Genomic DNA, 26964 nt, shown 5'->3' with positions numbered 1-26964 from the left:
GCTGAGCTCCGGGCAGCGCATCGGGCCGCCGAGGCGGGCCGCACGCTCGCCGGCCGATCGGTCGGTCGTGACATCGCCCGGTCGGGTGGTCTGGACCGCGATCGGGCCGATTCCTACCCGCAGGTAGCCGACCTGCCCTAGGATCACGAGGTCAGTCGGGAGCATTTTCTGCGGGAGGGCGGGAAGCATGCCTCACGAGAGGCCAGATGTCGCGCGCGGGCTCGAAGCCCTGCGCGCGGCCGTGCTGAGCCTCCTCGACCCTGCCCCGGCCCTCGCCGGTGGCCCTGCCGGTGGCCCCGTCGGTGGCCCCGGGTGGCTGCTCTCGGAAGCGCTGGCCGACGACCGGCACAGCAGCGCACCGAGCGGGCCCGAGCGCGGGAGCGGAGGCTTCGGTGACGCCGACCTGGCCACGTCGTCGGAGGAGTCCGAGGACGACCGCAGCCGGTTGATCGCGCTCGTCGAGCTCGCCCGAGGCGGCGACTCCGAGGCCTTCGGACTGCTGTACGACCACTACCACGTCTCGGTCTACCGCTTCCTCTTCTATCGCACGCGCTCGGCGCCCCTGGCCGAGGACCTCACCTCCGAGACGTTCTTCCGGGCGCTGCGCAACATGAAGAGCTTCCGCTGGCAGGGCAAGGACTTCGGGGCGTGGCTGATGACCATCGCCCGCAACCTGGCCACCGATCACTTCAAGGCCGGACGCACCCGCCTCGAGCTCACCACCGACGACATGGGCGACCACGACGCCAGCACCGAGGGCCCGGAGGCCGCGGTCCTGGCGAGCCTGACCAACGAGCTGCTCCTCGAGGCGCTGACCGAGCTGCCCGACGAGCAGCGCGACTGCCTGGTGATGCGGTTCCTGCAGGGGATGAGCATCGCCGAGACGGCCGAGGTCCTCGGTCGCAGCGAGGGCGCCGTCAAGCAGCTCCAGCTCCGCGGCGTGCGCAACCTCGCGAAGCTGATGCCCGAAGGGATCCGCGACTGATGGCCCCCTTCGGACATTCCTCCTCATCTCACCGGCGATCGCCCGTAACCTCCGCGCTCCACCCGTCGTTGAAACAGGTGTCGGACCGCACGGGTCCGTGCACCGCCCGGCCCACGGGCACCACACTCAGCAGAGGAGGACAGTGATGAACCCCGTCTTCGGTTCGCGCCGACGCGCCGACGAGTTCGACCTGCTCCTCGAGCGCGCCACGCGCGCCACCACCTCCGGATCCTCCGCGCCCTCGGCCGACCCGCGCTTCGAGGAGCTCCTCGGGGTCGTCGCCACGCTGCGTCACGCTCCGCTCGTCGAGCCCCGGGCGGACTTCTCTGCCGACCTGCGCGGTCGGCTCATGGCCGCCGCCGAGACGGCGCTGGCCCCCGACTCCCCGGCGCAGAGCGCGGCCCGCACCGCCAGGCCCGTACGCCGTACCCCCCGCGAGCGGCGGATCGCTGCTGCCGTCGGTGGCTTCGCGATCGTCAGCGCGACCGGCTCGATGGCCGTCGCTGCCCAGAGCTCCCTGCCGGGCGACACCCTCTACCCGCTCAAGCGCGCGATCGAGAACGCACAGGCCGGCGTCCAGCGGGACGCGGACGGCAAGGGCACCACGCTGCTCGGCAACGCCTCCGGGCGACTCGACGAGGTCGGCGCGCTCAGTCGCTCCGGCGACGACGACGCCCGGGCCATCGCCACCACGCTCGAGGACTTCGTCGAGCAGGCCACCGAGGCCTCCGACCTGCTGCTGGGCGACTTCGCCGACAACGGCCATGCTTCCTCGATCGAGGAGCTGCGCACGTTCACCGCCGACAGCATGGGGGCGCTCTCGAGCCTGCAGAGCGTCATCCCCGCAGCGGCCCGCTCCTCGCTGATCGAGGCCTCGCAGGTGATCAACGCGATCGACGTGCAGGCCCAGAGCCTGTGCCCTGCGTGCACCGACCTGCCGATCATGCAGGCCCCGGTCTTCGCGCAGAAGACGGTCGACAACCTCCTCGACGACGTGCTCAGCCCGCTCCTGGAGACGGTCGTCCCGGCGACCGACACCAAGACCTCCAGCACCGACAAGTCGGGCAAGAGCAAGAAGGCCACGGACGGAGCCAACAAGGCCCCGACCCAGGTCTCACCGCCGAGCACCCCCGGCTCCGGCACCAGCAAGCCCGACCAGCCGGTGCTGCCGCAGGGCCCCGCAGCCACGGACGACGACCAGGGCAAGGGCACCAAGAAGGGCAACGGCGGGCTGCTCGACGACATCATCGTCAAGGGCTCCGACGACCCGATCGGTGATCTGCTCACCGGCACCGCCGAGATCGTCGACGACGTGGTCAAGGGCCTGGGCAAGGGCCTCGGCGGGCTGACCGGCGACAAGTAGGCCGCAGCTTCGTCGCGAGGGGGCGACCGCTCGCGGGGCCTACGTCGCGTCGGCGCGGGATCGCGCGGCTCAAAGCGGCCGCATCGGAGTGGCCGCACGCCCCCTCGGCGTTGGCTTCGACCTCAGCCGAAGACGGACGACCGTTGCATGAGCAGCGAGTAGAGCGTCTGCTGGATCGTCTCGCGCACCTGGTCGGTGACGTCGAAGACCAGCATCGGGTCGTCGGCCGCGCCGTCGTCGTACTCGTCGGTGCGGATGGGCTCCCCGAACTCGAGGAGCCACTTCGAGGGCAGCGGGATCAGGCCGAGCGGGCCCAGCAGCGGGAACAGCGGCGTGACGGGGATGTAGGGCACCCCGATCAGGCGGGCCAGTGCGGGGATGTTGCCCACGAGGGGGTAGATCTCCTCGGCGCCCACCACGGCAAGCGGCACGATCGGGACGCCGGTGCGCAGGGCGGCCGAGACGAAGCCACCCCGACCGAAGCGCTGCAGCTTGTAGCGCTGGGAGAACGGCTTGCCGATGCCCTTGAAACCCTCGGGCCACACCCCGACCAGCTCGCCGCCGCGCAGCATCCGCTCGGCGTCCTCGTTGCAGGCCAGGGTGGCCCCGCCCTTGCGGGCCAGGCTGGAGATCACCGGCAGCTGGAAGACGAGGTCGGCACCGAGGGCGCGCAGGTGGCGGCCGGTGTGGTCGTGGATCGACACCATCGTCATCAGACCGTCGACCGGGACGGTGCCCGAGTGGTTGGAGACCACGAGGGCGCCCCCGTCGGCGGGGATGTTCTCGGCGCCGCGCACCTCGATCCGGAACCACTGTTGGGCGATCGGGCGCAGGGCGGCCATGAAGAAGCGCTGGGTGACCTCGGCGTCGAAGCCGTACTCGTCGACGACGTAGTCGCCGGTGATCCGGCGGCGCAGGAAGGCGAGGAACTCCGCGAGGCGCGGCTCCCACGAGTCGCCGAAGACCTCCATCGCGGCCTCCTGGAAGGCGGAGAGCCAGGCCGAGGTGGGGATCGAGCGAAGCGGGTTGCGCTCACGCGTGCTGAGTGGAGAGGCGAGCGGCGCATCAGTGGCGGCACTGCTGGCCGAGAGCGGGGACGACTCCTCGGCCTCCCCAGCACGCGTGCCCTGCTCGTCGGACGAGGCCTGGGCGTCGCGCGTCGGCGCGCCCTCGCGGGCCGCGGGCGGCGTCTGCTGCTCCTCGGCGGAGCTCGGCTCGTCGGTCGTGCTCTGCTGTGACCCGGTCGGTTCGGCCGTGGCGTCTGCGCCCGTGCCGCCCGAGCCCGTGCCGCCCTGACCCGGGCCGCCCTGACCCGGGCCGCCCTGACCCGTGCCGGCAGCGGGCTTCTTGGCCGGCGCCTTCTTGGCCGGCGCCTTCTTGGTCGGCGCCAGGCCGCGAGCCGCCGAGGACGGCTGCTTGCCGGCGCCACGACCGGGGCGCCCGCGGGTGCCGATCGGAATGATCTCTGCGTCACCCATGGGAGTCACCTCGTGATCGTCTGGGTGCCGAGGAACCGACCAGGTCCGGGACCGCACGCGGTCCCTGGAGGGCTGGTCGTCCCGCGTCGTCGAGCGTGTGGGTGCTGGGCAGGCGCTCGGCGACGGCGGCGAGAGCCCTCTCGGTGCGTCCGCCGGTCGGCGCGAGGCCGGCGGCGAAGTCGGCGAACGCTTCGGCGGTGGTGTAGCGGGGGGTGAAGCCCAGCGTCTCCCGCATCTGTGTGGTGTCGACCCCACGCCCGTAGGTCAGGAAGTCCTGCTGCTCGGGCGAGAAGTCGGCGACCCGCGCCGAGCGCAGCGCCGAGCCGAGCGAGCCCACGGCGAAGCCGGGCATCGGCACGCTTGGCCGCTGGAGCCGACGTACGGCTTGGGAGAGCATCAGGACGCCGTCACCGGCGATGTTGAACGTGCCGGCCGGACCGTCGTCGACGGCGTGCTGAAGCACGGCCATCAGGTCGGCCTCGTGCAGGAACTGCAGTCGCGCGTCGAAGCCGAGCACCGTCGGCAGCACCGGGAGCCGGAAGTAGGAGGTGATCGGGCTGATCACGTGGGGCCCGATCACGTTGGCACAGCGCAGCATCGTGACCCGGCAGTCGCTACGACGGCGCGCAAGCCCACGGACGTAGCCCTCGATCTCGGCGACGTCCTTGGCGTACCCGGCGCGCGGCGCGCGGCGCGGCTCCATGTCCTCGGTGAACATCGCCGGGTCGCGATTGCTGGCGCCGTACACGGTGGTGGTCGACTTCACGATGAGGTCGGTGACCCGTGGCGCCTTCTGGCACGCCGCGAGCAGCTGCATCGTCCCGATGACGTTGAGCTCTTTCATCGTGTTGCGACCACCGACACTGCCGGGGGTCGCGATCACGCTCATGTGGACGACGGTGTCGACGTCCTCCTTGGCGATGACCTTGGCGATGACCGGGTTGCGGATGTCGGCGCGCACGAAGGAGACGTCGCCGACGTCCCCACGTGGGGGGACGACGTCGACGCCGATGACGCGACCGACCGAGGGGTGCTCGGCGATGGCCGAGGCACAGCGACGGCCGAGGTCACGGGAGACCCCGGTGACGAGGACGACCTTGCTGCCGCCGGCCATCGCTACGGTGCGTTACTTGCCGAGCTTGCGACGCTGCACGCGCGTCTTCTTGAGAAGCTTGCGGTGCTTCTTCTTGGCCATGCGCTTGCGTCGCTTCTTGATGACAGAACCCACGAAAACCTCTTCAGATCAGGTTGCACCCAGCACGAGCGCCGGGACCGGCACAGCCTACTTGGCGCGCACGCAGGACCCGCAATCGGTGTCGCGAGCGAGAGCGGTCAGGCGCGGCTCAGCCGGCGTCGAAGAAGCTCTTGCGCAGGTAGTCGTCGACGTCGTCCTCCTGGACGCGGAACGAGCGTCCGACGCGTACGGCGGGCAGCTCACCCCCGTGGACCAGGCGGTAGACGGTCATCTTGGAGACGCGCATCATGCCCGCGACCTCGGCGATGGTCAGGAACTTCGGGTCGGAGGTAGGACCAGGAGAGTTCGACACGGGGGGCACCAGCTTTCCAAGTGCCCGCCACTGGCTTCCCCACCAGTGTTGGTCGGGCACGACCCGGATGACACTAGGGCCTGATGTGACGTGTGGGGAAGAGATAGCCTCATGTTTCTTCCCAAATCACGGCGTGTCCTTATGGCAACGGGTCCAGGCCGTGATACGGAAACAGCTCCGTGCGGGCGAGATTCACGCTGCGGTCCAGCCAGGTGTCGGGGTCGTAGCCCTCCTCCCAGGGTCGGTACGACGGCTCGCGACCGTCCCCCATCCGCTCCGGCGCTCGACGCCCCAGCAGGTGCTCGACGTGGTCGCGCCACGCCGCCGGGGTGTCGAGGTCGACGTCCAGGGGACGCCCGCCCACGACCGCGAGCAGATGGCTCCACGCCCGCGGCACGACCTGGACCAGCGCGTAGCCGCCGCCACCGGTGACCACCCAGCGCCCGTCGGCAACCTCGTGGGCCAGGTCGTGCAGCGCCAGGTAGGTGGAGCGCTGCCCGTCGACGCTGAGCATCAGGTGGGCCAGCGGGTCGTCGGCGTGGGAGTCGCAGCCGTGCTGGGTGACCAGCACGTCGGGGTCGAACTCGCGCAGCAGCGCCGGCACCACCGCGTGGAAGGCCCGCAGCCACCCGCCGTCGCCCGTGCCGGGAGGGAGCGGGACGTTGACGGCCGAGCCCTTGGCATCGGGCCCCCCGGAGTCGCGACACTCCCCCGTGCCCGGGAAGAGGAACTGACCCGACTCGTGCAACGAGATCGTCAGCACCCGCGGGTCGTCGTAGAAGATCCGCTCCACCCCGTCGCCGTGGTGCACGTCCACGTCGACGTAGGCCACGCGTTCGGCCCCCTGGTCGAGCAGCCACTGGATCCCCACCGCGACGTCGTTGTAGACGCAGAATCCGCTGGCCCGGTCGGGCATCGCGTGGTGGAGCCCGCCGGTGATGTTGGCGCTGTGCAACGACTCCCCCGACCACACCTGCCGGAACGCCTCCAGCGACGCCCCGACCACGTGCGAGGCCGCCTCGTGCATGCCCGCGAACGCCGGGTTGTCCTCGGTCCCGAGGCCGAAGGCGGCCGACGCCCTCGACGGATCGGCTCCGGCGGCCATGACTGCCTCGATCAGGCGCGGGTCGTGGACGGTGGCCAGCTGGTCGGCACTGGCCATCGGCGCGGGTACGGCGCGCAGCACGCCCGGTGCGGGGGCGGTTCCGGGCGCACCCAGCACGCCGAGGCCGGTCGCCAGCACGACGGTCAGGTCGACGCGCACCGGTGACATGGGGTGGTCGGGCCCGAAGTCGTAGTCGGTCAGGCTCGGGTCGTGGACCACGGTGGCGGGTCCCTGACACTGGTCGGCGGGGGCGAGCATCACCCGAGCCTAGGGAACCGCGGCCTCGACGAGGCACGCCGTACGGCCGCTGGACCGCCTGCAGCAGACTCCTGTGTCGCATGAGCGAGACTGGTCGGGTGGCCCACACCGTCGGCGAGCGCCCGCCCTCGCGGACCCGACTTCCCGGACCTCCCGGACTTCCCGGTCACCCACGGGAGTGGCCGCTGTGGGCCCAGGTCACCGCGCTCTACCTCGCGATCCGCGTGGTCTCGGGCGTGCTGCTAGCACTGGCTGCCCAGGACCAGGTCTGGTTCCCCGCCGTCACCGGGCCCGCGGAGGGCGACATCGACCTGGCGCTCTCGTGGGATGCCAAGTGGTACGAGCGGATCGCGACCGAGGGCTATCCCGACGGGCTCCCGGTCGGTGACGACGGCCGCGTGCGGCAGAACCCGTGGGCCTTCTACCCCCTCTTTCCCTACGCGATCCGCTTCGTCTCCTGGGCCACCACGCTCGAGTTCGCCACCGTCGCGCCGCTGCTGGCGCTGGTCGCCGGGCTCGGCGCCGCGATCCTCATGGCGCGCCTGGTGGTCGAGACCTCGCCGTACGACGTGGGCTCGCGCGTGGGACCGGCCCTCGCGGTCGTCGCGGTGTGGGCTGCCCAGCCGGCCGCGCCGGTGCTGCAGATGGCCTACACCGAGTCGTTCAGCATGCTGCTGCTGGTCGCCTTCCTGCTCCTGCTCGTCCGCGGGAGCTGGGTCGGGTGCGGACTGACCGCGCTGCTGCTCGGGCTGACGCGACCCATCGCCCTGCCGCTGTCGGTCGTCGTCCTGGTCGCGGTGTGGCTGCGCTGGCGCGAGCGTGAGACCCGCCCCGTGGGCGTAGGCGAGCGGCTGGGCATCGGCGTCGCGGTGGTTGCGACCGGCATCTCCGGGATCATGTGGACCACGCTCGCCTGGGCCGGCACCGGTCAGCGCGACGCCTACCCGACGACGATGACCGCGTGGCGGGGCGAGGCGGCGATCGACCCGATCGAGCCGTGGCGACGCACCATCGAGTGGGCGTGGGAGCAGCGCACCCCCGAGACCGTCGTCCCCGCCCTGAGCATGGTGCTCGCCCTCGTGCTGTCGCTGGTCCTGCTCGTGCCGCGCCTCGCGCCGGGGATCGACGTACGCCTGCGCGTGTGGGCCGTGGCGTACGCCGTCTACCTGCTCGCCGTCGTCGACGGCAACACCAGCATCGTGCGCTACCTCGTGCCGCTCTTCCCGGTCGCGGCCGTCCTGGTCGGGGCCCACCGGATGTCGCTGTCGCGGTGGTGGCGCTGGCGTACGGCGTTCTGGGTGCTGGCGGGCTTCGTCGGCCAGGTCGGGTGGATCTGGTGGCTGGTGGTCTTCGAGCCGCCCAGCGACTTCCCTCCGTGACCCCCAGCGGGTGAGCACGGGTCGTGACAGCCTGGAGCGATGGCGAAGGTCACCCAGAAGGTCAGCAAGGCGGCGGGAGCGGGACTGAAGAAGGTGGTGCCGCGCTCGGTGCCGAGGTTCAGCCTGCGCCGCGACGTGCCGATGACCCTGGCCGCGGTCGCCTTCCTGGCGGCGTACGCCTGGCCGATCCTCGACCCCGGGCTCGAGCAGGAGTGGGTGGCGCTGTGCCGCTCGGTGACGGCGGCGACGTGGCTGGTCTTCGTCGTGGACTACGTGATCCGTTTCATCGGGGCCGGGCACCGGTGGCAGTTCGTGCGCCAGCACCCGCTCGACCTGGCGATCGTCGTGCTGCCGATCCTGCAACCGCTGCGGCTGCTGCAGCTGCTCACGCTGCTGTCGGTCCTCAACCGGTACGCCGGCGGGTCGCTGCGCGGCCGGGTGGCGCTCTACGTCGCCGGCGCCTCCTCGATCGTGATGTTCGTGGCCAGCCTGGCCGTCCTCGACGCCGAGCGCGGCGCGCCGGACGCCAACATCGGGGGCTTCGCCGACGCGCTGTGGTGGGCGATGACGACCGTGACCACCGTCGGCTACGGCGACCACTTCCCCGTGACGACGACGGGACGCTTCGTCGCCGCCGGCCTGATGCTCGCCGGCATCGCCCTGCTCGGTGTCGTCACCGCCTCCCTCGCCTCCTGGCTGCTCGACCGGGTGCAGGACATCGAGGACGACGCCGGCCAGGCCACGCACGGGGACATCAAGGCGCTCGTCGACGAGGTCGCGGCGCTGCGCCGTGAGCTGACCGAGGCTCGGGGCACCGCTGGCGGGCCGGACTCGTCGGCGCCCGCATCGCCGCGGGGTTGAGGCCGCGCGCTCCGGGGGGATGTTACTGACCGCTGTGACTACTACCTGACGGTTGTAACCGCTGGGCAGTAGTCACAGCGGTCAGTAACATGCCCGGCCGGCGGGCCGCCGTGGCATGATAGCCGCGTGCTGACGACGTCCTCGATGCAGTGGTGGCCCGCCTGACCCGGCGGACCATCCCTGGTCGCGTGCACTGACGCACCGACACCAACGGCCGCCCACGGGCGGCCGTTCGGCATTTCCGTCGACTCGACCGGACGGCGCCGACCCGTGGGCTCTCATCCCAGGAGACCCCCATGACCCGCACCGACCAGCTCTGCCAGCCCGACCAGCCCGACCAGCCCGACCACCTCGCTCCCGCCCACCGGACCCGACCGCGCGCGCTGTCGCTGCTCAAGCCCACCGGCCACCTGACGCTCGGCAACTACCTCGGCGCCCTGCGGCCGATGGCCGCGACGCAGGAGCATGCCGACTGCTTCTTCGGCCTCGCAGACCTGCACTCGCTCACGATCCCCCACGACGCCGCACGGCTCCGCTCCCTGGTCGCCGAGCAGGCCGCGACCCTGATCGCCGTCGGCCTCGACGCCGCCACGCTGTTCGTGCAGAGCCACGTGCCGACGCACAGCCAGCTCGCCTACCTCCTCGAGTGCGTGGCGACGACTGGCGAGCTCGGCCGGATGATCCAGTTCAAGGAGAAGGGGCGCGGCGTCGAGTCCACCCGCGCGAGCCTGCTCACCTACCCGGTGCTGATGGCGGCCGACATCCTGCTCTACCGCCCCGAGCAGGTGCCCGTGGGCGACGACCAGCGCCAGCACGTCGAGCTCACCCGCGACCTCGCCGTGCGCTTCAACGCCACCTACGGCCAGGTCTTCACGGTCCCGGAGATCACGACCCCGCCCGTGGCCGCGCGGGTCATGGACCTCGCCGAGCCGACCAGCAAGATGGGCAAGTCGGGAGCGGCGGACGGTCCCGGCGTGATCCGGCTGCTCGACCCTCCCGATGTCGTACGGCGCAAGGTCGCCCGCGCCGTGACCGACAGCGACACCGGCCCGGACGCCGTGCGGCGTGATCGCGCGGAGAAGCCGGGCGTCACCAACCTGCTCGACATCCTGGAGGCGTGCGGCGGGAGCGCCGAGGGACTCACGACCTACGGCGCTCTCAAGCGCGCCGTCACCGACGCGGTGGTCGCCGAGCTCGATCCGGTCCAGAAGCGGTACGCCGAGGTGGCCGCCGAGCGTGCGTACGTCACCGAGACCTACGCGCGCGGTGCCGAGCGGGCTCGGTCGGTCACCCAGCCGGTGCTGGCTGCGGCGTACGCGGCGATCGGGTTGTGACGCCTCAGCCGACGAAGCGCGCCACGATCTCGCCCAGCTCGGCTCCGGCGTCCTCCTGCAGGAAGTGCCCGGCGCGCTCGACGGTCGGGTGCTCGAGACCGGCGGCACCGGGGATCATCTTGCGCAGGATCGGCGCCATTGCCCCGGTGATCGGGTCGGAGTCGCTGAACGCCGTCAGGAACGGCTTGTCCCACGTCTGCAGGACCTCCCACGCCGCCCGGTTGGCCTCGGTGGCGGGGTCATCGGGACGGGTCGGGACGAGGGTCGGCATCGCGCGCGCCCCGGCCTTGGCCTCCTCGACGGGGAACGGGGCGTCGTACGCCGTCCGGTCGGCGTCGTCGAGGCCGCGCACGCACCCCGACTCGACGAACCGCCCCACGTCGAGGGTCGGCGCCTTCTCGACGGCGTTGCGGAACTGCCACCAGATCTCGGGCATGTCGAAGTCCCCTGTCGGCAGACCGGTGTTGGCGGTCACCACGGAGGCGAAGCGCCCGGGGTGCTCGGCCACGAGGCGCAGCCCGATCAGGCCACCCCAGTCCTGGCCGAGGAGGGTCGCTCCCGCGAGGTCGAGGTGGTCGACCACCAGGCTGCGCACCCACTCGACGTGGCGTGCGTAGGTGTGGTCGGTGATCGCCAGCGGCTTGTCCGAGCGACCGAAGCCGACGAGGTCCGGCACGACGCAGCGGGCGCCGGCGGCGCTCACCGCGTCGACGACGTCGCGGTAGAGGTAGGACCAGGTCGGCTCTCCGTGCAGCATCAGCACGACCGGCCCGCCGGCCGCCCAGCCGTCGGGCACCACGTCGACGTACGCCATTCGTAGGGGCTCCCCGCCGTCCGGGTCGGCCACCTCGGCGTACGACGTCTCGGTGCCGGCGCGGGGCCAGTCGATGTCGGCGAAGGCGTCCTCGGGCGTGCGGTAGGTCTGCATGCTCCGACTATGGCATCCGCCCCATGGTCGAGACGCCTAGGAGGACTCGACATGCACTTCACCACTTGAAGGACGCAAGTGTATACACTAGTCTCTTGAGCAGAGTCCCAGCGCTGCTGGGAGACAAAGATCGACGAGCCGAGGAATTCACCACGGCGTGGAGGGCACGGGAATGGATCAGGCAGTAGAGCGACTCGGCTATGTGGTGATGGGCGTGCCAGACGTTGCAGGATCAGCCGACTTCTATCGCGACGTCGGCCACCTCACGGTGCACGACTCCTCGGCTGGGACCGCCTTCCTCGGTGGAGGCTACGACCATCACTGGCTGCGCTTGGAGCAGCAGGACCAGCGTCGCGGGTTGCTCCGGGTCGGCTTCGAACTCGGCAGCGACGACGCCCTCGGCGACGTGACCGACCGCCTGGATGCGCGGGGCATCGCCTACGAGGAGTTCGGCGACCTCGACGGCGACGCCATCGACCGAGGCGTCCGCTTCACCGACCCCGACGGCCTCGAGATCGACGTCTACACGCAGATGTTGTCGCGCGGTACGAAGCCAGGTCAGAACCTGGTACGGATGCAGGAGATGCTGCACGCCGTCTGGTTCTCCACCGATCCCGTCGCCGCGCACGACTTCTACAGCGGGGTGCTCGGCTTCCGTGCGTCCGACTGGATCAAGCGCAACGCCGTGTTCATGCGCTCTGGCAACAACTACCACCACTCCATGGGCATTTTCCGCGGCAGTCCAGAGCGGGCCGCGACGATGGACCACTTCTGCATCCTGGTCGAGAGCATCGACGACGTCATGCGAGCCCGCAACATCGCAACCAGCAGGGGGGCGACCCTGCAGAAGGACGTCCTGCGTCACGCCGCCTCGGGCTCCATCAGCGTCTACATCGCCGACCCGGCCGCCGGCATCTCCTTCGAGTTCTGCACCGAGCACGACATCGTGGACGCCGACCACCGGGCGCGCATCCTCGAGGCCACCCCGATCAGCCGCGACGTCTGGATGCAGGGCACCTCCCGCGAGGAGATCAAGCGCCTGACGAACGCCGCCATGGGCGTCACCTCCAGCGACGAGGGCCTGGCCCGGATCGCCAACTCGATCGCCTGAACGACCCTGCTCCATCCCGCGCGACGGTCGGCCGAGAGATCAGCTGACCGTCGCGTCGGCGCGTTCGCCCGACCCGGCTGGCCCTGCCGACAGGCCCGGATCGGCCGGCTGCGGCTCCCCGGCCAACTCACGCACCAGGGCATCGGCGGCAGCGCCGGCGACCCGGCGGCAGAAGCCCTGCGGGTCGTCGTCTGCCGGCGGGTCCTCGGCCACGAGCACGTCGACGATCCCGTCGGCGAGCAGGTCGTGCGCTCTCACCCGCTGGTGGGCGGCAAGCTCCGCTGCCCGCTCCCCGGTGCCGTGCAGGATCGCGCTGGCACCGGCCGGCGGCAGGGGCGAGAGCCACGCGTGCTGGGCGGCCACGACGCGGTCGGCAGGAAGCAGCGCCAGGGCAGCCCCGCCGCATCCCTCGCCCAGCAGGATCGAGACGGTCGGGACCCGGGTGCTGACGAGCTCCTGGAGGAGTCGTGCGATCTCTCCTGCGATCGCTCCCTCCTCCGCGTCGACCGACAGGTCGCCGCCGGAGGTGTCGATGATCGTCAGCACAGGCAGCCCGAGCTCGTCGGCCAGACGCACCATCCGGCGGGCGGCACGCAGGTCCGCAGGCCCCAGCGGCCCGAGCGCCTCCTGCGCGGCGCGGTCCTGCGCGACCACGACACATGAGACGCCGCAGACCTCCGCAACGCACCCCAGGATACGGGCGCCGCGCTCTCCTTGCCCGGTGCCCGACAGCTTCACGACGCGCCTGGCGGTCGTGCTCAACAACTCGCGAGCGCCCGGGCGCCGTGCTGACGCGGTGACTTGGATCGAGGTCCAGGCCTCGACCGGGGGCTCGGCCGAGGCCCCGGCTCCGTCCCGCAAACCACTCCGGTCCGCGACCAGACCGGGCGCGCCGACATGGCGAAGCAGGTCGCTCATCACCGCCGCGAGCTCTCCGCCCGACAGCACGCCGTCCACGACCCCCACCCGATGCAGATTCTCCGCCGTCTGGATCCCCTCGGGGAACGGCGAGCCCTTCAGTGCCTCGAAGACCGACGGGCCCAGGAACCCGATCAAGGCCCCGGGTTCGGCGAAGGTCACCTGTCCCAGGGACCCCCACGAGGCCAGCGCGCCGCCAGTCGTGGGGTGCCGGAGGTACACGGCATACAGCAGGCCGGACCCCTTGTGGGCCGCGACGGCTCGCGCGAGGTCGATCATCTTGACGAAGGCTGGAGTCCCCTCCTGCATCCGGGTGCCGCCCGATGCCGGTGCCGCGAGCAGTGGCAGCCTCTCGCGGGTCGCCCGACGCACCGCCTCGACCACCCGGAGCGCCGCGGCCGCGCCCACCGACCCGCCCAGGAATCCGAACTCGCCGACCACGAGTGCGACGTCCCGACCGCCGATCCGTGCTCGACCCGTCACAGCCGCCTCGTCGGCGCCACTGCGGGCGTGGGCGCGCCGCAGCGCGGCCGCGTAGTCGGGGTCGTCCGGCAGGTCGATCGGCAGGTCCCAGGAGCGGAAGGAACCCTCGTCCACGAGGGTGTCGATGAAGTCGGCGGCGCTCATCGCGGCGACGCGAGCCACGCTCGGATGGACGCCCCGTGCTCGTCGAGGACAGGCGGGGCAGCGTGGTCTCCAGGCGTTCGCTCGTCGCCCTCCGGGGAGAAGAAGCGCAGCGGCGGTCCGGGCAGACGAAGGCCACCCAGCGTGCTGTGCTGCACATCGACGACCAGTCCCTGACTTCGCGTCTGATCCCACTCGTAGACCTCGTCTATCGAACGCACCCGTCCGGCGGGGACACCCAGCTCGGCGAGGCGGTCCAACAGGTCAACGGCCTCCCAGGAGGCGAAGGCACGCTCGATCACGGCCACGAGGGCGTCACGCCGGACCACCCGGTCGCTGTTCGTGGCGAAGGCCGGATCCGTCGCCTCGAGATCGAAGCCCGCACAGAAGCGCAGCCACAGCGCCTCGCTGCCGACCGAGAGCTGAACGGCGCCGTCGGCGCAACGAAACAGTCCGTACGGCGCGATCGCGCCGTGGTGGTTCCCGTCGGCCCGCGCGACCTGACCGCCGACCGTCCATCGGGTGCCCTGGAAGGCGTGCACACCGACCGCCGCTGCGAGCAAGGAGGTGCGCACGACCTGGCCCTGTCCGGTGGTCTCCCGGTGGTGGAGCGCTGCGAGGACGCCATAGGCGCCGTACATGCCAGCGAGAAGGTCGCAGATCGGCACACCCATCCGCTGCGGCTGGTCGGGTGTCGGACCTGTGATCGACATCAGACCACCCTCGCCCTGGGCGATCTGGTCGTAGCCGGCGCGGCCACCCTCGGGTCCGTCGTGCCCGAACCCGCTGATCGACAGCTGGACGAGTCGCGGGTTGAGTGCGCTCAACATGCCCGGGTCCAGGCCCAGTCGCTCCATCACCCCGGTGCGGAAGTTCTCGACCACGACGTCGGCGCGCGAGACCAGGTCGAGCAGCACGCGCAGGTCGTCGCCATCCTTCAGGTCGAGGCAGATGGACTCCTTGTTGCGGTTGGCCGACAGGAAGTACGTCGACTCCCGCTCACCGTGGGGCGGGTCGACGAACGGAGGACCCCACCCGCGGGTGTCGTCGCCACGATCGGGGGACTCGACCTTGATCACGCGGGCTCCGAGGTCGGCCAGCATCATCGTGGCGTGCGGCCCTGCCAGGGCGCGGGAGAGGTCGACCACCAGCACGCCCGACAGCGGGCCCGTGGACGTCAACGCTCCTCCGGTCGCCGCGCCTCGTGCCTGACGATCGCGTTGGTGAGGGTGCCCAGCGACTCGACCTCGACCTCGACGACGTCGCCGGCGTTCAGCAGCCACGGCGGGGTCCGGGTATAGCCGACCCCCGACGGGGTGCCGGTGGCCAGGAGGTCGCCGGGTCGCAAGGTGATGGTTCTGCTGACCAGCGACAGCGTGTCACCGACCGTATAGACCATCTCGTCGGTGCGGCCCTGCTGCACAACCTCACCGTTGACCCGCGTCACGACCTCGAGCCCGTCACGCAGATCCCCCACCTCTCCGGCCGGGACGATCGGACCCAACGGACCGGAGTGATCGGCGTTCTTGCCCAGGATCCACTGGGAGGTGAGCTTCTGCGCCCGGCGCGCGGTCACGTCGTTGAAGGTCGAGTAGCCGACCACGGCGGCCAGCGCCTCCTCGGGGCTGGCATCGACCAGGGTCTCTCCGATGTAGGCCACGACCTCGCCCTCCCAGTCGAGGCCGTCCTCGTCGGGCGGCACCGGGATGGCCTGGCCCCCGACCGAGAGCGAGCTGGTCCAGCGCGCGAAGATCGTCGGGTGCTTCGGCACCCCGTCCCCGGCGTAGGAGCCCTCGGCCACGTGCTTGAGGTAGTTGAGGCCGATGCACAGCACCCGCGCACCGGGGAGCACTGGCGGGACCAGCTCGACCTCGGCGGTCGGGACCAATGCTCGCGATGAGTCCGCCTCGCCGACTCTGCTGAGCCAGCACGACGGTGCCTGCCAGAACTCCTCGAGCGAGGTGAGGACCCGGACGCCATCGGATCGCAGAACACCGACCGACACGGCGCCGTGCTGGCGCAGGCCGACGACCCGGGTCACGGGCTGTGCCTCGGGGCGGGCAACGCGGCGTACGTCGTGTCCTGGTACTCGGAGAGGCCCTCGAAGCCGCCTTCGCGGCCGAGTCCCGACTCCTTGACCCCGCCGAACGGGGCGGCGGCGTTGGACACCACGCCCACGTTGATGCCGACCATGCCGGTGTGCAGATGATCGACCATCGCGAGAGTCCGGTCGAGGTCGCGGGTGTAGACGTAGCTGACCAGGCCGTAGTCGGTGTCGTTGGCGAGCCGCACGGCCTCCGCGTCACTCGTGAAGGTCACCACGGGTGCCATCGGGCCGAAGATCTCCTCGGCCAGGACTGCGCTGCCCTCAGCGACGTCGGCCAGGACGGTCGGCTCGACGAAGCGACCCGAGCTCGCGCCCCCACCGGTGACGACCGTGGCGCCCTTGGCGACGGCGTCGGCGAGCAGCTCCTCGAACTTGGCGACGGCGGCGTCGTCGACCAGGGGGCCGACCTCGACTCCTTCGACCCAGCCCGGGCCCGACTCCATCGCGGCGATGCGGGCGGCCAGGCGTGTGGTGAAGTCCTGCGCGATGCCGGCCGCGACGATGAAGCGATTCGCGGCGGTGCAGGCTTGGCCGACGTTGCGCATCTTCGCGACGATCGCACCCTCGACGGCTGCGTCGAGGTCGGCGTCCTCGAAGACCAGGAACGGCGCGTTGCCGCCCAGTTCCATCGAGGTACGCATGACGTGGCGCGCGCACTGCCCGAGCAGGATCTTGCCCACGGCCGTGGATCCGGTGAAGGAAAGCTTGCGCGCCAGGCCGGTCTCGATCATCGCCGTCGTGACCGCCCCCGAGCGCGACGTGGTCACGACGTTCACGGCTCCGGCCGGCGCGCCGGCCGACTCGATCACCTCGGCCAGCAGGAGGCTGCTCAGCGGCGTCTGACCGGCGGGTTTGAGGACCGAGGGGCAGCCGGCGGCGAGGGCCGGGGCGATCTTGCGCGCCCCCATGGCCAGGGGAAAATTCCACGGCGTGATGAGCAGGCAGGGACCCACCGGCTTGTGCGAGACGAGGATGCGCGTCGACCCGTTCGGGGAGAGTCGATAGTCACCCGCAACCCGGACGGCCTCGTCGGCGAACCACCCGAAGAAGTCGGCGGAGTAGTTCACCTCGGCCCGGGCCTCAGGAAGGGCCTTGCCCATCTCCGCGGTGATGAGCAGCGCGAACTCCTCGATCCGGTCTCGCAGCTCGGTCTCGACCCGACGCAACAGTCGGGCGCGCTCGGTGGGCGTCATCGCGTGCAGGGCACCCTGGGCGGCGGCCGCCGCACGCAGCGCCTCCACCCCGTCCTGCTCGGTGCCGTCCGCGACCTCGGCGAGGATCTCCCCGGGGGCCGGGTTGTCGACGGCGATGGTGGCACCACCGGTGGCCGGCCGCCAGGATCCACCGATCAGCAGGCCGGTCGGCACCGCGGGCAGCGTGGGGGTCTGGTACTTCTCGGGACTGATGGTCATCTCTTCCTTCTCTCTACAGGACTGCGACGCCGGCGACCGGCGAGCCGGAGGCCCCGGTGATGGGCAGGGCGGGCGCGGCGAACAGGAACTCGTAGGTGTCGAGGCGGGCGCAAGTCTCCGCAAGCTCGGCGAAGTCGAAGATCTCGCCGATCGCCAGGCCCATGTGCACCAGCGCCACCACGTGGAAGGGCTGGAAGCAGTCCACCTCGTTGGGCCGCACCTCGACCCCCCACGTGTCCGAGGCCACGGCCGCGATCTCCTTCTCGTGGATCCAGGGCGCGGTGTGCAGCGAGATCCCCGGCGAAGCGCCTCCGGCGTAGTCCCCCCACGCCTCGCGCCGTGCCTCGAGGAAACCGGTGCGGATGAGCAGGCAGTCCCCCGTGCGGATCTCGACGCCCTGCGCCGCGGCGGTGGCCTCGAGCTCCTCCACCGAGATCGCGTGCCCGGGCTCGAGAGCCTCGACCCCCAGGTGACGTGCGACGTCCAGGAAGACGCCGCGCATCACCAGCTTGCCGGCGTAGTTCTCGATCCCGTTGCGGGCAGCACCCGCCGACGAGACCAGGCCGGCCGAGTGGCCGCCGTACATCTTGCCCTTCCAGAAGATGTGCGAGAGGGAGTCCCACTGGGTGCCCGCCTGGTTGGGAACGATCAGGATGTCGTCAGAGCGCCCGTAGCCCTTCGCCGGGCCGAAACCGGCCGGCAGGATCTCCTGGGCCCCCGCAACGTGATCGGCGCCGGTGGCGGTCATGATGTTGCGGGGGTTGGCCCGCAGGCTGCCCGTCTGAGGGCCCCGCTGGTCGTAAGGCAGCGATACGTTGACGCTGATGCCGTGCTCCACGAGTGCTGCGGCAGCCCGGAGCTGTGCGGGTCCGATGTGGTTGAGCGTGCCGAGCTGGTCGTCGCCGCCCCACCTGCCCCAGTTGCTGCACGCGTCGATGTACTTCTGCAGAAGGTCGGCACCTTCGAAGTCGGTCATGTCTGCTCCTTGATCGGGCTCGGCCTTCCGGGAGGGTGGCCGTGATGGATGGTCAGCGAACGGTGGTCGTCGAGAACACCCCGACGAGGTGGTCGCCCACGGCATCGAGGACGTCGTCCGGGACGGCCCGGTCGTCGACGGTGCGGGCGGTGACGAGGTAGCGATAGTTGAAGAGGTCGCCGGTCGGCTGGTTCGTGACGGTGCGGACCTGAAGGCCGCTGCCCGACAACGTGGCCAGGGAGCGGGTGAGCGCCGCCGAGCCGACGACTCGCAGCGCGACGTGAGTGGCGCCCGTCGGTCGCGAGGGTCGGGCGGCGAGGGCCCACCATCCGCCGAGGGCTCCACCGTCCACCTCGGTCTCGAGGACCTCAAGACCGAGGTGGTGCGCCAGCGCCTCGGTGGCGATGACCGCTGTCGTCCCGTCCCCGTCGAGCACCTCCTGTGCAGCCACGACGGAGTTCTGCTCGTGCATGGCCGCACTCGCGTGAGGCATCCGGGTGCGCAGGAACTCCGCGCACTGACGGATGGATCCGTGACCGCCCACGTGCGTGACCTGGTCGATCCGAGTGCCGGGGCGACCGAGGAGCGCGCACCGGTAGGGCACCACGATCTCGTCGACGACGAAGAGCGGATCGCCTGCCAGGATCCTCGCGGCGGTGTCCGTGCAGGCCGTGCGGGAGGTCTCCGAGGTCAACACCCCAGCGTCGACCACGCCGTCCAGGACAGCCTCGGCGACCGCATCCATCGTCGGGAAGTAGTCGCACTGCGCGTCGGGTGCCGAGCGGTGCCGGAGCAAAGCCTCGGTTGCCTGGCCGGCGAAGGTGAAGCTACTTCCCAGTGTCGCGAACCGAGCTCGCGCTCCTGCGTCCCTGCCGTATTGCATACGCACCTGCCTTCGTCGGTGTTGTGCGGCTGTGCCAACTGTATTCAGTTTGCACAACGCTGGCAAGCGTGACAAACGCCACGGGGCGCCCCGTGAGGCGCCCCGTGGCGTTTGTTCGATCAGGCTGGGCTCAGGTGTCGCTGCCGAGCTTGGTCAGGCGGTCCCGCGTGTGTGACACGTGCTCGCCGATGGTCTCGCGGATCTCGGCATCGTCGCCGCGCTCGATGGCGTCCAGGATCGCCTGGTGCTCGACCAGCACCTCCCTGCGGCGCGCCGGATCGGGCTCCGCGAGGTGGAGGTAACGGTAGATACGGAACCGCACCTCGTCGATGATCGAGGCCACCGCCGAGTCGCGCCCGTTGATGGCGCGATGGAAGTCGATGTCGGCCTGCAACCACTCCTCGCTTCCCATCGACAGCTTCAGCCCCTTCGCCGCCGCCCGGGCATCCGGGAGCTCATTCTCGACGAAGCCCTCCCGGCGGCGCGCCCGCAGGGCCGCGAAGACCTCGAGCTCGGCACGCAGGTCGTAGAGCTCGAGCACCTGCTCGCTCGACAACTTGGTGACCACGAAACGCTGGAACGGGTTGGCCTCGAGGAGTCGCTCCGCCTGGAGTCGCCGCAGCGCCTCCCGCACCGGCACCCGGCTCACCCCGAGCCGGTTGGCGAGATCAACCTGGTTGATCTCGGTCCCCCCCGCGATCTCGCCACGCATGATGGCATCGCGCACCTGCTCGTACACGTGGTCCCCGAGAGTTTGCCGGGAGACGGCCTTCATGCCGGACTCCGCCACGACCGCTTGCTTCTTCATGCTCGCATCCTAGACCCGTATACAGTTGCCTGTCGTCGTCACGCGAGCAGAAGTCTCAATCCGAGGTCCGCCCGACGAAGTAGAGCTCGTCCCCATCTTCGGTCACCGGGAGGTTCGAGTCCACCAACGCCTTGCGGAAGGCGCCCATCTCCCCCGCATGCAGGCGGGTCGCCGGCGTGCGCATCGGGCCGCCGTTGAACCCGGCGAGCCAGGCCTGGTACTTCCACGCTGCCCGGTTGACCGAGTGGGCGTGCGGCAAAGGCGCCACGGTCCCGTTGGCACGCCACGCGGGAGCGATCTCCCACAGCAGGTCCATCGCCTCGTCGACCTTGCCGGCCTGGGACAGCGCCAGCATCCTCGGCGCCGCGTCGGAGAAGTACTCCGTGTTGGAGGTAGCGATCACCTGGAGCGGGACCAGGTTCGCCAGGGCTATGGCCTCCTGCAGGATCGGCATCGTGATGAGCACTCGTTCGGCGAGCCTGTTCCAGGCGTGCGAGAACCCAGCGACCGACGGGAAGCCGCCCTCGGCCTTGACGGACACGACATTGGGGCAGGCATCGGTGAGCTCGACGAGCATGTCGACGGGAATGGACGCCGAGTGCAGGCGTTCGAAGCCCCAGTGCGTCATTGGGAAGAGGATCACCGCAAGGTCCGTGGCGTCGCAGAAGGCCTTGGTGTAGTCGAAGATGTCCTGCAGGCTCGTGGGATAGAAGCAAGACGGGTACGACAGCAGGGCCAGCTTCGCGCCCGCCGCATGCGCCCTGCGGGCCGCCTCGATGTTCTCCTCCAACGTGTTGAAGGAGGCGTGGAAGATCAGGTTCAGGGCGCCGTTCGCCTCGTCCTGGGCGATCTCTGTGAAGTGGACGTACTCCTCGAGCGAGATGCTGAGCTCTCCGACCAGCAGAGTGCCCGTGAAGCCGAGGTCGATGACCTTGCGGACGTCGTGACGGATCCCCTTCTCGTTGAGTCGCGTCAGGTCCTGGCTGAAGCTGGGGATCACCACGTTGTTGACTCCGTGGAAGTGCTCCCAGGCCCAGGCCCGGAGGTCCTGCTTGTCGATCGTTGACGGCATCGGTCGTTCTCCTGTTCAGATGGGTGGGGCGGTCAGCGGTTGCCCTTGGGCAATGCGATGTCGTCCCAGGTGGTGCCGAGACCGAGCTCGGCGGCACGTCGGAACGCGAGGTCGGCGGCGACCATGTCCTGCAGGGCCGTGCCGACAGACTTGAAGATGCTGAGGTCCTGGGGCGATCCGGGGATCGCGACCTGGGCCTGGAGCAGGTCGTCCAGGGCGACGACCCGTGCAAGGTCCCCTCCCTGCGCGGCATAGTCGCGGACGTCTCCCGACTCGCCGGCGATCTGACCCGGGTCAGCATCGAAGACCAGGATGTCGGCCCGCCCGAGGATGGCCGCCTCGAGCTCACGCAGCTCCTGGTGCGTGGACCCGATGGCGGACAGGTGCGTGCCCGCCTCGATCCACTCGGACCGGCAGGCGATCGGCCCGCCGTAGCCGGTGTTGGTCGCGGTCACGAGGTGCTCCACCCCAGCGGCCGCCTCCTGGGCGGACTCGCACACCATGACCTCGATGTCGTAGTCCGCCAGCATCGCTTCTGCGAAGCGAGCACGGCTCTCCGGGTTGGGGCTGAATACCTTGATCTCGCGGGGCGCGTCGAGCAGGGCGAAGGTCCGCACGTGGGCAGCTGCCTCCAGACCCGTACCGAGGACGCCCAGCGTCTGCGCCTTCACGCCCATCGCTCGCGCCGCCACGGCACTGGTCGCGGCCGTGCGCGCAGCGGTCAGATAGCACGCGTCCATCACCGACAGGACCTCACCCGTGACGCTCGACATCAGCAGGATGACATACCGCACGCCCGTGCCCCCGCCTCCGAAGAAGGTCTTCAACCCCATCACCTCGGAGCTGGGGACGACAGCCGGCATCACACGCAGGAAGCGGCCGGCCCCGGCGAGGTTCAGCCGGTCCGGGACGTCGGATGGGGTGGTGCGCTCGTCGATTATCGCCTGCTCGATGGCCGCAACCAGGTCCGGAGGGTCGAGGAGACTGCGAATGTGTTCGTCGGTGAGCAGGATCGTCATGACGATCGGGTCCTCTCTGGTGAGCACCGGGCAAGATGCGGGAGTAGCGACAGTGTGAAGTGTATACAGTGTATTGCAGACTATCGCCACGTCAAGACAGATTTCACACTGTCGCTCGAGGCGTAGCAAAGTGTATACTGTGCGCAGACAAGCAGAGGGTGTCGCCCGTGGTGGAGCATGGCTCCAGAGCTCGGTGCCGACGCTCCCCAAGACAGCCCGACGACAGGTGGCAACGATGAGCAAAGTGACGATCAGCCTGGCCTACGCACGCAACGCGTGGACCGCCCCGATCCTCGACGGAGAGGTGGAGGTGGAGGGCGTCGACCTGGTGACCTCGGTCGTTCCCCCCAACGACCTCTTCTACCGCCAGCTGCGGCACCAGGAGTTCCATGCCTCGGAGTTCTCCATCGGACAGCTGATCAGCATGAACGCCAACGGCCTGCGCGGCTGGAAGGGCATTCCGGCCTTCCCGTCGCGCGGCTACTTCCACACCCGGATCTACATCAACCGGCACTCGGGCATCGAGTCACTGGCCGACTTGAAGGGCAAGCGCATCGGGCTCCCGGAGTACCAGCAGACCGCGGCCTTGTGGACGCGAGGCGTGCTCGAGCACGACTACGGCATCAAGCCCACCGACATGCACTGGGTGATGGGCCGTCCGCTGTCCCGCAGCCACGGGGTCCATGCCGGCTTCACGCCCCCCGAGGGCCTCAGCTTCGAGCACCTGAGCGAGGGTGAGAACATCGCGGCCTGGCTCGTCGAGGGCAAGATCGACGCGATCGTCGCCTACAGCGGCGGCCTGCAGCGCAGCGGCCTCGCACTGGGCCAGGAGCCGCCGAAGCGCACCGCGGCACGCAGCGAGATCGATCCGGCCTGGTATGACCTGGACGAGCACCCGGCAACTCGAGCGCTCCACCCCGACCATGCGTCCGCGGGCTACGCGTACTTCCAGAAGCACGGCGTGTTCCACATGAACCACCTCCTGGTCCTGCAGGAGGAGATCACCGAGAAGTACCCGTGGGTCGCCCGCAACCTCTACGACGCCTTCGTGGAGGCCCGGGCCATCGGCATCCAACGCATGGAGCGCGCCCTGGAACCCAGCCGGGCCCTCGGCGCGGTGGACATCGACAAGTTCCGGGCCGGGACCGAGGCCATGCAGTACGGGTACAACGCCAACGAGAACCTCCTCGAGACGATCACGCAGTACCACCACGAGCAGGGGCTCTCGGCAGCGAAGGTGGAGCCCCGCTCGATGTTCGCCGAGACCGTGAGCGCCCTGTGACCGCCGACCCGGCGGCGGGGACCGGAGCGACGGACCCGTCCACGGTCGCACTCGACTTCGACGTGGTGATCGCCGGGGGTGGACCCGTGGGACTCACCCTGGCCATCGACCTGGGCCAGCGCGGCCTCCGGTGCCTGCTGGTGGAGGCGCGCACGGAGTCGTTGTTCCTCCCCAAGATGGAACGCTGCAATGCGCGCTCCATGGAGATCTACCGTCGCCTGGGGCTCGCCGACGAGATCCGCTCCGCCAGCTCCCCGACGGACGCCAGCATGGACATCGGCGTCGTCACGACCCTGGTGGGCGAACCCGTCATCCGGCTTCCCTACCCCACCGTCGACGAGGGCCGGGAGTCGTCCGCACAGTGCCGCGACGGCTCGATCCCACTCGAGCCCTACCAGGTGATCTCGCAGTACACCTTGGAACCTCTGTTGCGCGAGCACGCCGAGAAGCTCGAGAATGTCGAGGTCCTCTTCGGTCACGAGCTGGCCTCCCACACCGACCAGGGTGACCACGTGACGTCCGAGATCCGGACTGCAAGCGGCACCTCGTTCACGGTGCGCAGCGCCTACCTGGTCGGGTGCGACGGCGGCCGTAGCGTGGTGCGCAAGGAGCTGGGGTTCAAGCTCGAGGGGGACGGCTCCCTGGCGGAGCGCAACCAGATCTTCTTCCGCTCCCCCGACCTCTTCGAGAAGGCCGGTGCGAAGCCGTGCCGCATGTACTTCTTCATGAATGCCGATCGCTCGGTGCTCACGGTGCAGGACGATCCGACCTACCTGAGGATCAACACCCGTTTCGAGGGCGACGAGGCCGAGACCACGCAGTTCGTCCGAGACCTGGTCGGACTCGACATCGAGGTCGACCTCATCTCCACGAACGCGTGGAAGCTGCACCTCCTCGTGGCCGACCACTTCGGGAAAGGTCGAGTCTTCCTAGCCGGGGACTCACTCCGGCTGGTCATCCCGACCGGCGGCCTCGGTCTGAACACCGGCATCGGCGACGCCACCGACCTCGCGTGGAAGCTGGAGGCAGCCGTGCGCGGGTGGGGTGGTGAGCGGCTGCTCGCCTCCTACGAGGCAGAGCGACGCCCGGTGGCGTTGCGAAGCGTCGCCGGCTCCCGCTACGCCCACCAGGGTCAGCGCGCCTGGCAGGAGCTGATGCGCCCCGAGATCGACGCGTCCCACCCCGAGGCGGCCGGCGTCCAGCGTGCGGTCACCCACGTGGCGGCCACGACCCAGCGGCGTACCCATGAGATGGTCGGTACCGAGCTGGGCTACACCTACATCGGCTCGCCGGTGATCGTGGAGGGCGACGACGAGCTCGATCTCCCCGACGTGCCCGAGGTCTACCTGCCCACTGCACGCCCCGGAGCCCGGCTCCCTCACATGTGGCTGGAAGATGGCGTGGCCCTGCACGACCAGCTCGGACGTCAGGAGTTCACTCTGCTGCGACTCGCCGACGTGGGAGGCATCGAGGACTTCCGAGCCGCTTTCGAGCGCCTCGGGGTGCCGCTGAGGGTGCTCGAGGTACCGAGCGACGACCTGGCTGCGGCATACGGCGCCCCGGCCGTGCTCGTGCGACCCGACCTACACGTGGCCTGGCGCGGCGACCCCGCGCAAGGGGATGCGCTGTCCTTGGCCGCACGGGTGAGCGGCCGGGACTGAGCTCGATGCCCACGCGAGAGGGGCCTGTGATCCGATCGGATCACAGGCCCCTTTCGCTGTGCTGGCCGGCTGCGGGCCAAGTCTGGACCCAGGGTCAGCCCTTGCCGTAGCCGTGCGGGTTGACCCGCACGTCGACCAGCACGGTGCCGCCGGCCCGCACCTCGTCCAGCGCCTTGCCCAGCGTGAGCAGGAGCTCGTCGGGCTCGATCACCGGTCCGTACGCCGTGAGCCCGTGGCCCCGGGCGATGCCGGCCAGGTCCGGGTCGGGATCGCGCAGGTGTTGACCGACGATCCGGTTCTCGACCGGACGACCGCGGCGCTCGGCCACCGTCGCCTGGTGCTTCTCGTCGTTGTGATAGCTCCGGTTGTTGGCGATGATCACCAGCAGGGGCAGGCGATAGTGCGCCGCGCTCCACAGCGCGGAACTCCCCATGAGGTAGTCACCGTCCCCGAGAACTGCAACCGGCAGCCTCCCGGTGCCGTCCAGCGCCAGGGCTGCGCCCACGGCGATGCCCGGGCCCGAGGCGAGGCCGCCGCCTCCGTCACGGCCCAGGAAGTCCAAGGGGTGCGCGAATCGGGCGTCGGCCCCGGACCACCCCAGAGGCAACTGGGTGTAGCTCAGCTCACCGTCGTCAGCGAGGTCTCGCAACGCCTCGGCAAGATCACGCATCAGGATCTGGTCGCCCTCCACCTGCGGACGTGCGGCCACCTCATCCGGGTACGACGGGGGCCAGGCCTCCCGCTGCTGTGGCTGCTCGTCCCCGAGCTCGGCGAGAAGCGCGGTGATCAGCTCGTCGGGACCGGCCGTGATCTCCAGGTCGGTCGCGACCGGAGCGTAGTGGTCCTTGGTCCATCCGTTGAGCAGCGCGTTGACGTTGCGTACGTTCACGACGCGCGGCCGCTGCCCGTCGCCGTACGCTGCCTTCAGAGGACCCGCCAGGTCGGTCCAGTTGAGGGCGAGGACGAGGTCGGCGCTGCGCAGCAGCTGGAGTCCGGTGGCGCTGAGCCTTCCTGCGCTCACCTGGGCCGGGTGCGCGGGGTGGTCGGTGGGGAACACCGCGGGGTTGCGCAGGTCGGTGAGGACCGCGACCCCGGATCGCTCAGCCAGCTGCACCCGGGAGTGCCAGGAGGCCTCGTCCCTGCCGGCGCGCCCGATCATCAGCACAGGTCGCTCCGCGTCTCGCAGAGCAGCTGCGAGGTCACCGACCGTGCCCGCGTCGGGTGCCGGCGGCAGCGGCACCGGGTAGCGATCCGGGTCGGGGATCGTCACCGGGCTCTCGATCGGGTCCTCCTGCAGCTCGGTGTCGAGGCACACGTAGACGGGTGCTGAAGGCTCGGCCTGTGTCAGCACGTACCCACGCATCACCGAGTCGACCGCCGCCTGTACCGAGGCCGGCTGATCGTCCCACTTCACGTAGTGGCGCACCAGCGCGGCTTGATCGGCGGAGGTGTGGATCCAGTCGATCCAGGGACGTCGCTTGGCGGCGTCAGCGGGTCCCGCGGCGCCCAGGATCACCATCGGCACCCGGTCGCCGTACGCGTTGTAGATCGCCATCGTCGCGTGCAGGAGCCCGATGTTGGCGTGCAGTGCCACCAGCATCGGCCTGCCGGTGACCTTGGCATAGCCCTGGGCGATGGCCACGGCGTGCTCCTCGTGGAGGCACACGATCATCTGCGGTCCCGTGTTGCCGAGGTAGTTGACGAGGCTGTCGTGCAGTCCTCGGTAGCTGGCCCCCGGAACCATCGCGACGTAGGGCAGGTCGAGTCGGCTCAAGAGCTCGGCAACGGCGTCGCTGCCGAACTCGAGCTCGGGCTTGTCGGTAACGGGGACGACGAGCTTCTCGGGCTTCACG

24 protein-coding genes are annotated in these 26964 nt (G+C 70.2%); 8 read left to right on the top strand and 16 right to left on the bottom strand.

Going from position 1 to position 26964, the window contains the following annotated elements; all coding sequences use genetic code 11:
- The first annotated feature begins 187 nt into the window (after positions 1–187).
- Both Q1K33_RS09125 and Q1K33_RS09120 read left to right on the top strand, forming a co-directional pair.
- Complete coding sequence (locus Q1K33_RS09125; RefSeq protein ID WP_300403070.1) at positions 188–985, top strand: sigma-70 family RNA polymerase sigma factor; 798 nt, start codon at positions 188–190, stop codon at positions 983–985.
- A 145-nt stretch (positions 986–1130) separates the two neighbouring features.
- Positions 1131–2348, top strand: coding sequence for a DUF5667 domain-containing protein (locus tag Q1K33_RS09120; protein WP_300403068.1), 1218 nt, complete (start codon positions 1131–1133; stop codon positions 2346–2348).
- 122 nt (positions 2349–2470) lie between these two features.
- Here the strand turns inward: Q1K33_RS09120 and Q1K33_RS09115 are convergent, their stop codons facing one another.
- From Q1K33_RS09115 to Q1K33_RS09095, 5 genes are all read right to left on the bottom strand, one after another.
- Complete coding sequence (locus tag Q1K33_RS09115; protein WP_300403067.1) at positions 2471–3826, bottom strand: lysophospholipid acyltransferase family protein; 1356 nt, start codon at positions 3824–3826, stop codon at positions 2471–2473.
- Complete coding sequence (locus tag Q1K33_RS09110) at positions 3819–4940, bottom strand: NAD-dependent epimerase/dehydratase family protein (protein WP_300403064.1); 1122 nt, start codon at positions 4938–4940, stop codon at positions 3819–3821. The genes Q1K33_RS09115 and Q1K33_RS09110 overlap by 8 nt, the downstream gene beginning before the upstream one ends.
- Before the next feature lie 12 nt (positions 4941–4952).
- The gene (locus Q1K33_RS09105; RefSeq protein ID WP_008356322.1) at positions 4953–5054 is read right to left on the bottom strand and encodes an AURKAIP1/COX24 domain-containing protein; all 102 of its coding nucleotides are present in this window, start codon (positions 5052–5054) and stop codon (positions 4953–4955) included.
- 115 nt (positions 5055–5169) lie between these two features.
- Positions 5170–5373, bottom strand: coding sequence for a helix-turn-helix domain-containing protein (locus Q1K33_RS09100; RefSeq protein ID WP_300403060.1), 204 nt, complete (start codon positions 5371–5373; stop codon positions 5170–5172).
- A gap of 139 nt (positions 5374–5512) precedes the next feature.
- The gene (locus Q1K33_RS09095) at positions 5513–6736 is read right to left on the bottom strand and encodes an acetoin utilization protein AcuC (protein WP_300403057.1); all 1224 of its coding nucleotides are present in this window, start codon (positions 6734–6736) and stop codon (positions 5513–5515) included.
- A gap of 80 nt (positions 6737–6816) precedes the next feature.
- Between Q1K33_RS09095 and Q1K33_RS09090 the strand changes: the two genes are divergently transcribed.
- The 3 genes from Q1K33_RS09090 (at position 6817) to trpS (ending at position 10310) form a co-directional block, all read left to right on the top strand.
- Positions 6817–8115 (top strand): hypothetical protein, encoded by a 1299-nt coding sequence (locus Q1K33_RS09090; protein ID WP_300403054.1) that lies wholly within the window; start codon positions 6817–6819, stop codon positions 8113–8115.
- 39 nt (positions 8116–8154) lie between these two features.
- On the top strand, positions 8155–8976 hold the full coding sequence (locus Q1K33_RS09085; protein ID WP_300403051.1) for a potassium channel family protein: 822 nt from the start codon (positions 8155–8157) through the stop codon (positions 8974–8976).
- Positions 8977–9272: 296 nt separating this feature from the next.
- Positions 9273–10310 carry a tryptophan--tRNA ligase gene (trpS, locus tag Q1K33_RS09080; RefSeq protein ID WP_300403048.1) on the top strand — a complete coding sequence of 346 codons (1038 nt, stop codon included), beginning with the start codon at positions 9273–9275 and terminating at the stop codon, positions 10308–10310.
- Between the two features lie 4 nt (positions 10311–10314).
- On the opposite strand, the gene Q1K33_RS09075 is transcribed toward trpS, so the two are convergent.
- Positions 10315–11238: a haloalkane dehalogenase gene (locus tag Q1K33_RS09075; RefSeq protein WP_300403045.1), complete on the bottom strand. Its 924-nt coding sequence runs from the start codon at positions 11236–11238 to the stop codon at positions 10315–10317.
- A 172-nt stretch (positions 11239–11410) separates the two neighbouring features.
- Here Q1K33_RS09075 and Q1K33_RS09070 point away from each other — a divergent pair, with 172 nt between their 5' ends.
- Entirely contained in the window at positions 11411–12349 is a 939-nt protein-coding gene (locus tag Q1K33_RS09070) for a VOC family protein (protein ID WP_300403043.1), read from the top strand.
- A 39-nt stretch (positions 12350–12388) separates the two neighbouring features.
- Here Q1K33_RS09070 and Q1K33_RS09065 read toward each other — a convergent pair whose 3' ends face one another.
- The 9 genes from Q1K33_RS09065 to Q1K33_RS09025 form a co-directional block, all read right to left on the bottom strand.
- Positions 12389–13894 (bottom strand): carboxyl transferase domain-containing protein, encoded by a 1506-nt coding sequence (locus Q1K33_RS09065; RefSeq protein WP_300403040.1) that lies wholly within the window; start codon positions 13892–13894, stop codon positions 12389–12391.
- On the bottom strand, positions 13891–15072 hold the full coding sequence (locus Q1K33_RS09060; protein ID WP_300403037.1) for a CoA transferase: 1182 nt from the start codon (positions 15070–15072) through the stop codon (positions 13891–13893). The genes Q1K33_RS09065 and Q1K33_RS09060 overlap by 4 nt, the downstream gene beginning before the upstream one ends.
- On the bottom strand, positions 15069–15932 hold the full coding sequence (locus Q1K33_RS09055; protein ID WP_300403035.1) for a fumarylacetoacetate hydrolase family protein: 864 nt from the start codon (positions 15930–15932) through the stop codon (positions 15069–15071). The genes Q1K33_RS09060 and Q1K33_RS09055 overlap by 4 nt, the downstream gene beginning before the upstream one ends.
- Positions 15929–17410: an NAD-dependent succinate-semialdehyde dehydrogenase gene (locus Q1K33_RS09050; RefSeq protein WP_300403033.1), complete on the bottom strand. Its 1482-nt coding sequence runs from the start codon at positions 17408–17410 to the stop codon at positions 15929–15931. The genes Q1K33_RS09055 and Q1K33_RS09050 overlap by 4 nt, the downstream gene beginning before the upstream one ends.
- Before the next feature lie 13 nt (positions 17411–17423).
- The gene (locus Q1K33_RS09045; protein WP_300403030.1) at positions 17424–18386 is read right to left on the bottom strand and encodes a cyclase family protein; all 963 of its coding nucleotides are present in this window, start codon (positions 18384–18386) and stop codon (positions 17424–17426) included.
- Positions 18387–18438: 52 nt separating this feature from the next.
- A complete protein-coding gene (locus tag Q1K33_RS09040) occupies positions 18439–19269 on the bottom strand; it encodes a prephenate dehydratase domain-containing protein (protein WP_300403029.1) in 831 nt (276 codons plus the stop codon).
- A gap of 130 nt (positions 19270–19399) precedes the next feature.
- Positions 19400–20077, bottom strand: coding sequence for a GntR family transcriptional regulator (locus Q1K33_RS09035; RefSeq protein ID WP_300403027.1), 678 nt, complete (start codon positions 20075–20077; stop codon positions 19400–19402).
- Between the two features lie 55 nt (positions 20078–20132).
- Positions 20133–21149 (bottom strand): dihydrodipicolinate synthase family protein, encoded by a 1017-nt coding sequence (locus tag Q1K33_RS09030; RefSeq protein ID WP_300403025.1) that lies wholly within the window; start codon positions 21147–21149, stop codon positions 20133–20135.
- Between the two features lie 32 nt (positions 21150–21181).
- Positions 21182–22168, bottom strand: a complete 987-nt coding sequence (locus tag Q1K33_RS09025; RefSeq protein ID WP_300403023.1) for a hypothetical protein — start codon at positions 22166–22168, stop codon at positions 21182–21184.
- 235 nt (positions 22169–22403) lie between these two features.
- Here Q1K33_RS09025 and Q1K33_RS09020 point away from each other — a divergent pair, with 235 nt between their 5' ends.
- On the top strand, positions 22404–23450 hold the full coding sequence (locus Q1K33_RS09020; RefSeq protein ID WP_300403019.1) for a hypothetical protein: 1047 nt from the start codon (positions 22404–22406) through the stop codon (positions 23448–23450).
- Positions 23447–25111, top strand: coding sequence for an FAD-dependent monooxygenase (locus tag Q1K33_RS09015; RefSeq protein WP_300403016.1), 1665 nt, complete (start codon positions 23447–23449; stop codon positions 25109–25111). The genes Q1K33_RS09020 and Q1K33_RS09015 overlap by 4 nt, the downstream gene beginning before the upstream one ends.
- Positions 25112–25205: 94 nt before the next feature.
- Here Q1K33_RS09015 and Q1K33_RS09010 read toward each other — a convergent pair whose 3' ends face one another.
- Positions 25206–26963: a thiamine pyrophosphate-binding protein gene (locus Q1K33_RS09010; protein ID WP_300403013.1), complete on the bottom strand. Its 1758-nt coding sequence runs from the start codon at positions 26961–26963 to the stop codon at positions 25206–25208.
- Position 26964 lies beyond the last annotated feature (1 nt).

This window comes from Nocardioides sp., assembly GCF_029937575.1.
Classification (GTDB): Bacteria; Actinomycetota; Actinomycetes; order Propionibacteriales; family Nocardioidaceae; genus Nocardioides.
The sequence above is the reverse complement of the archived record's forward strand: the minus strand, read 5'-3'. Positions and strand labels throughout refer to the sequence as shown.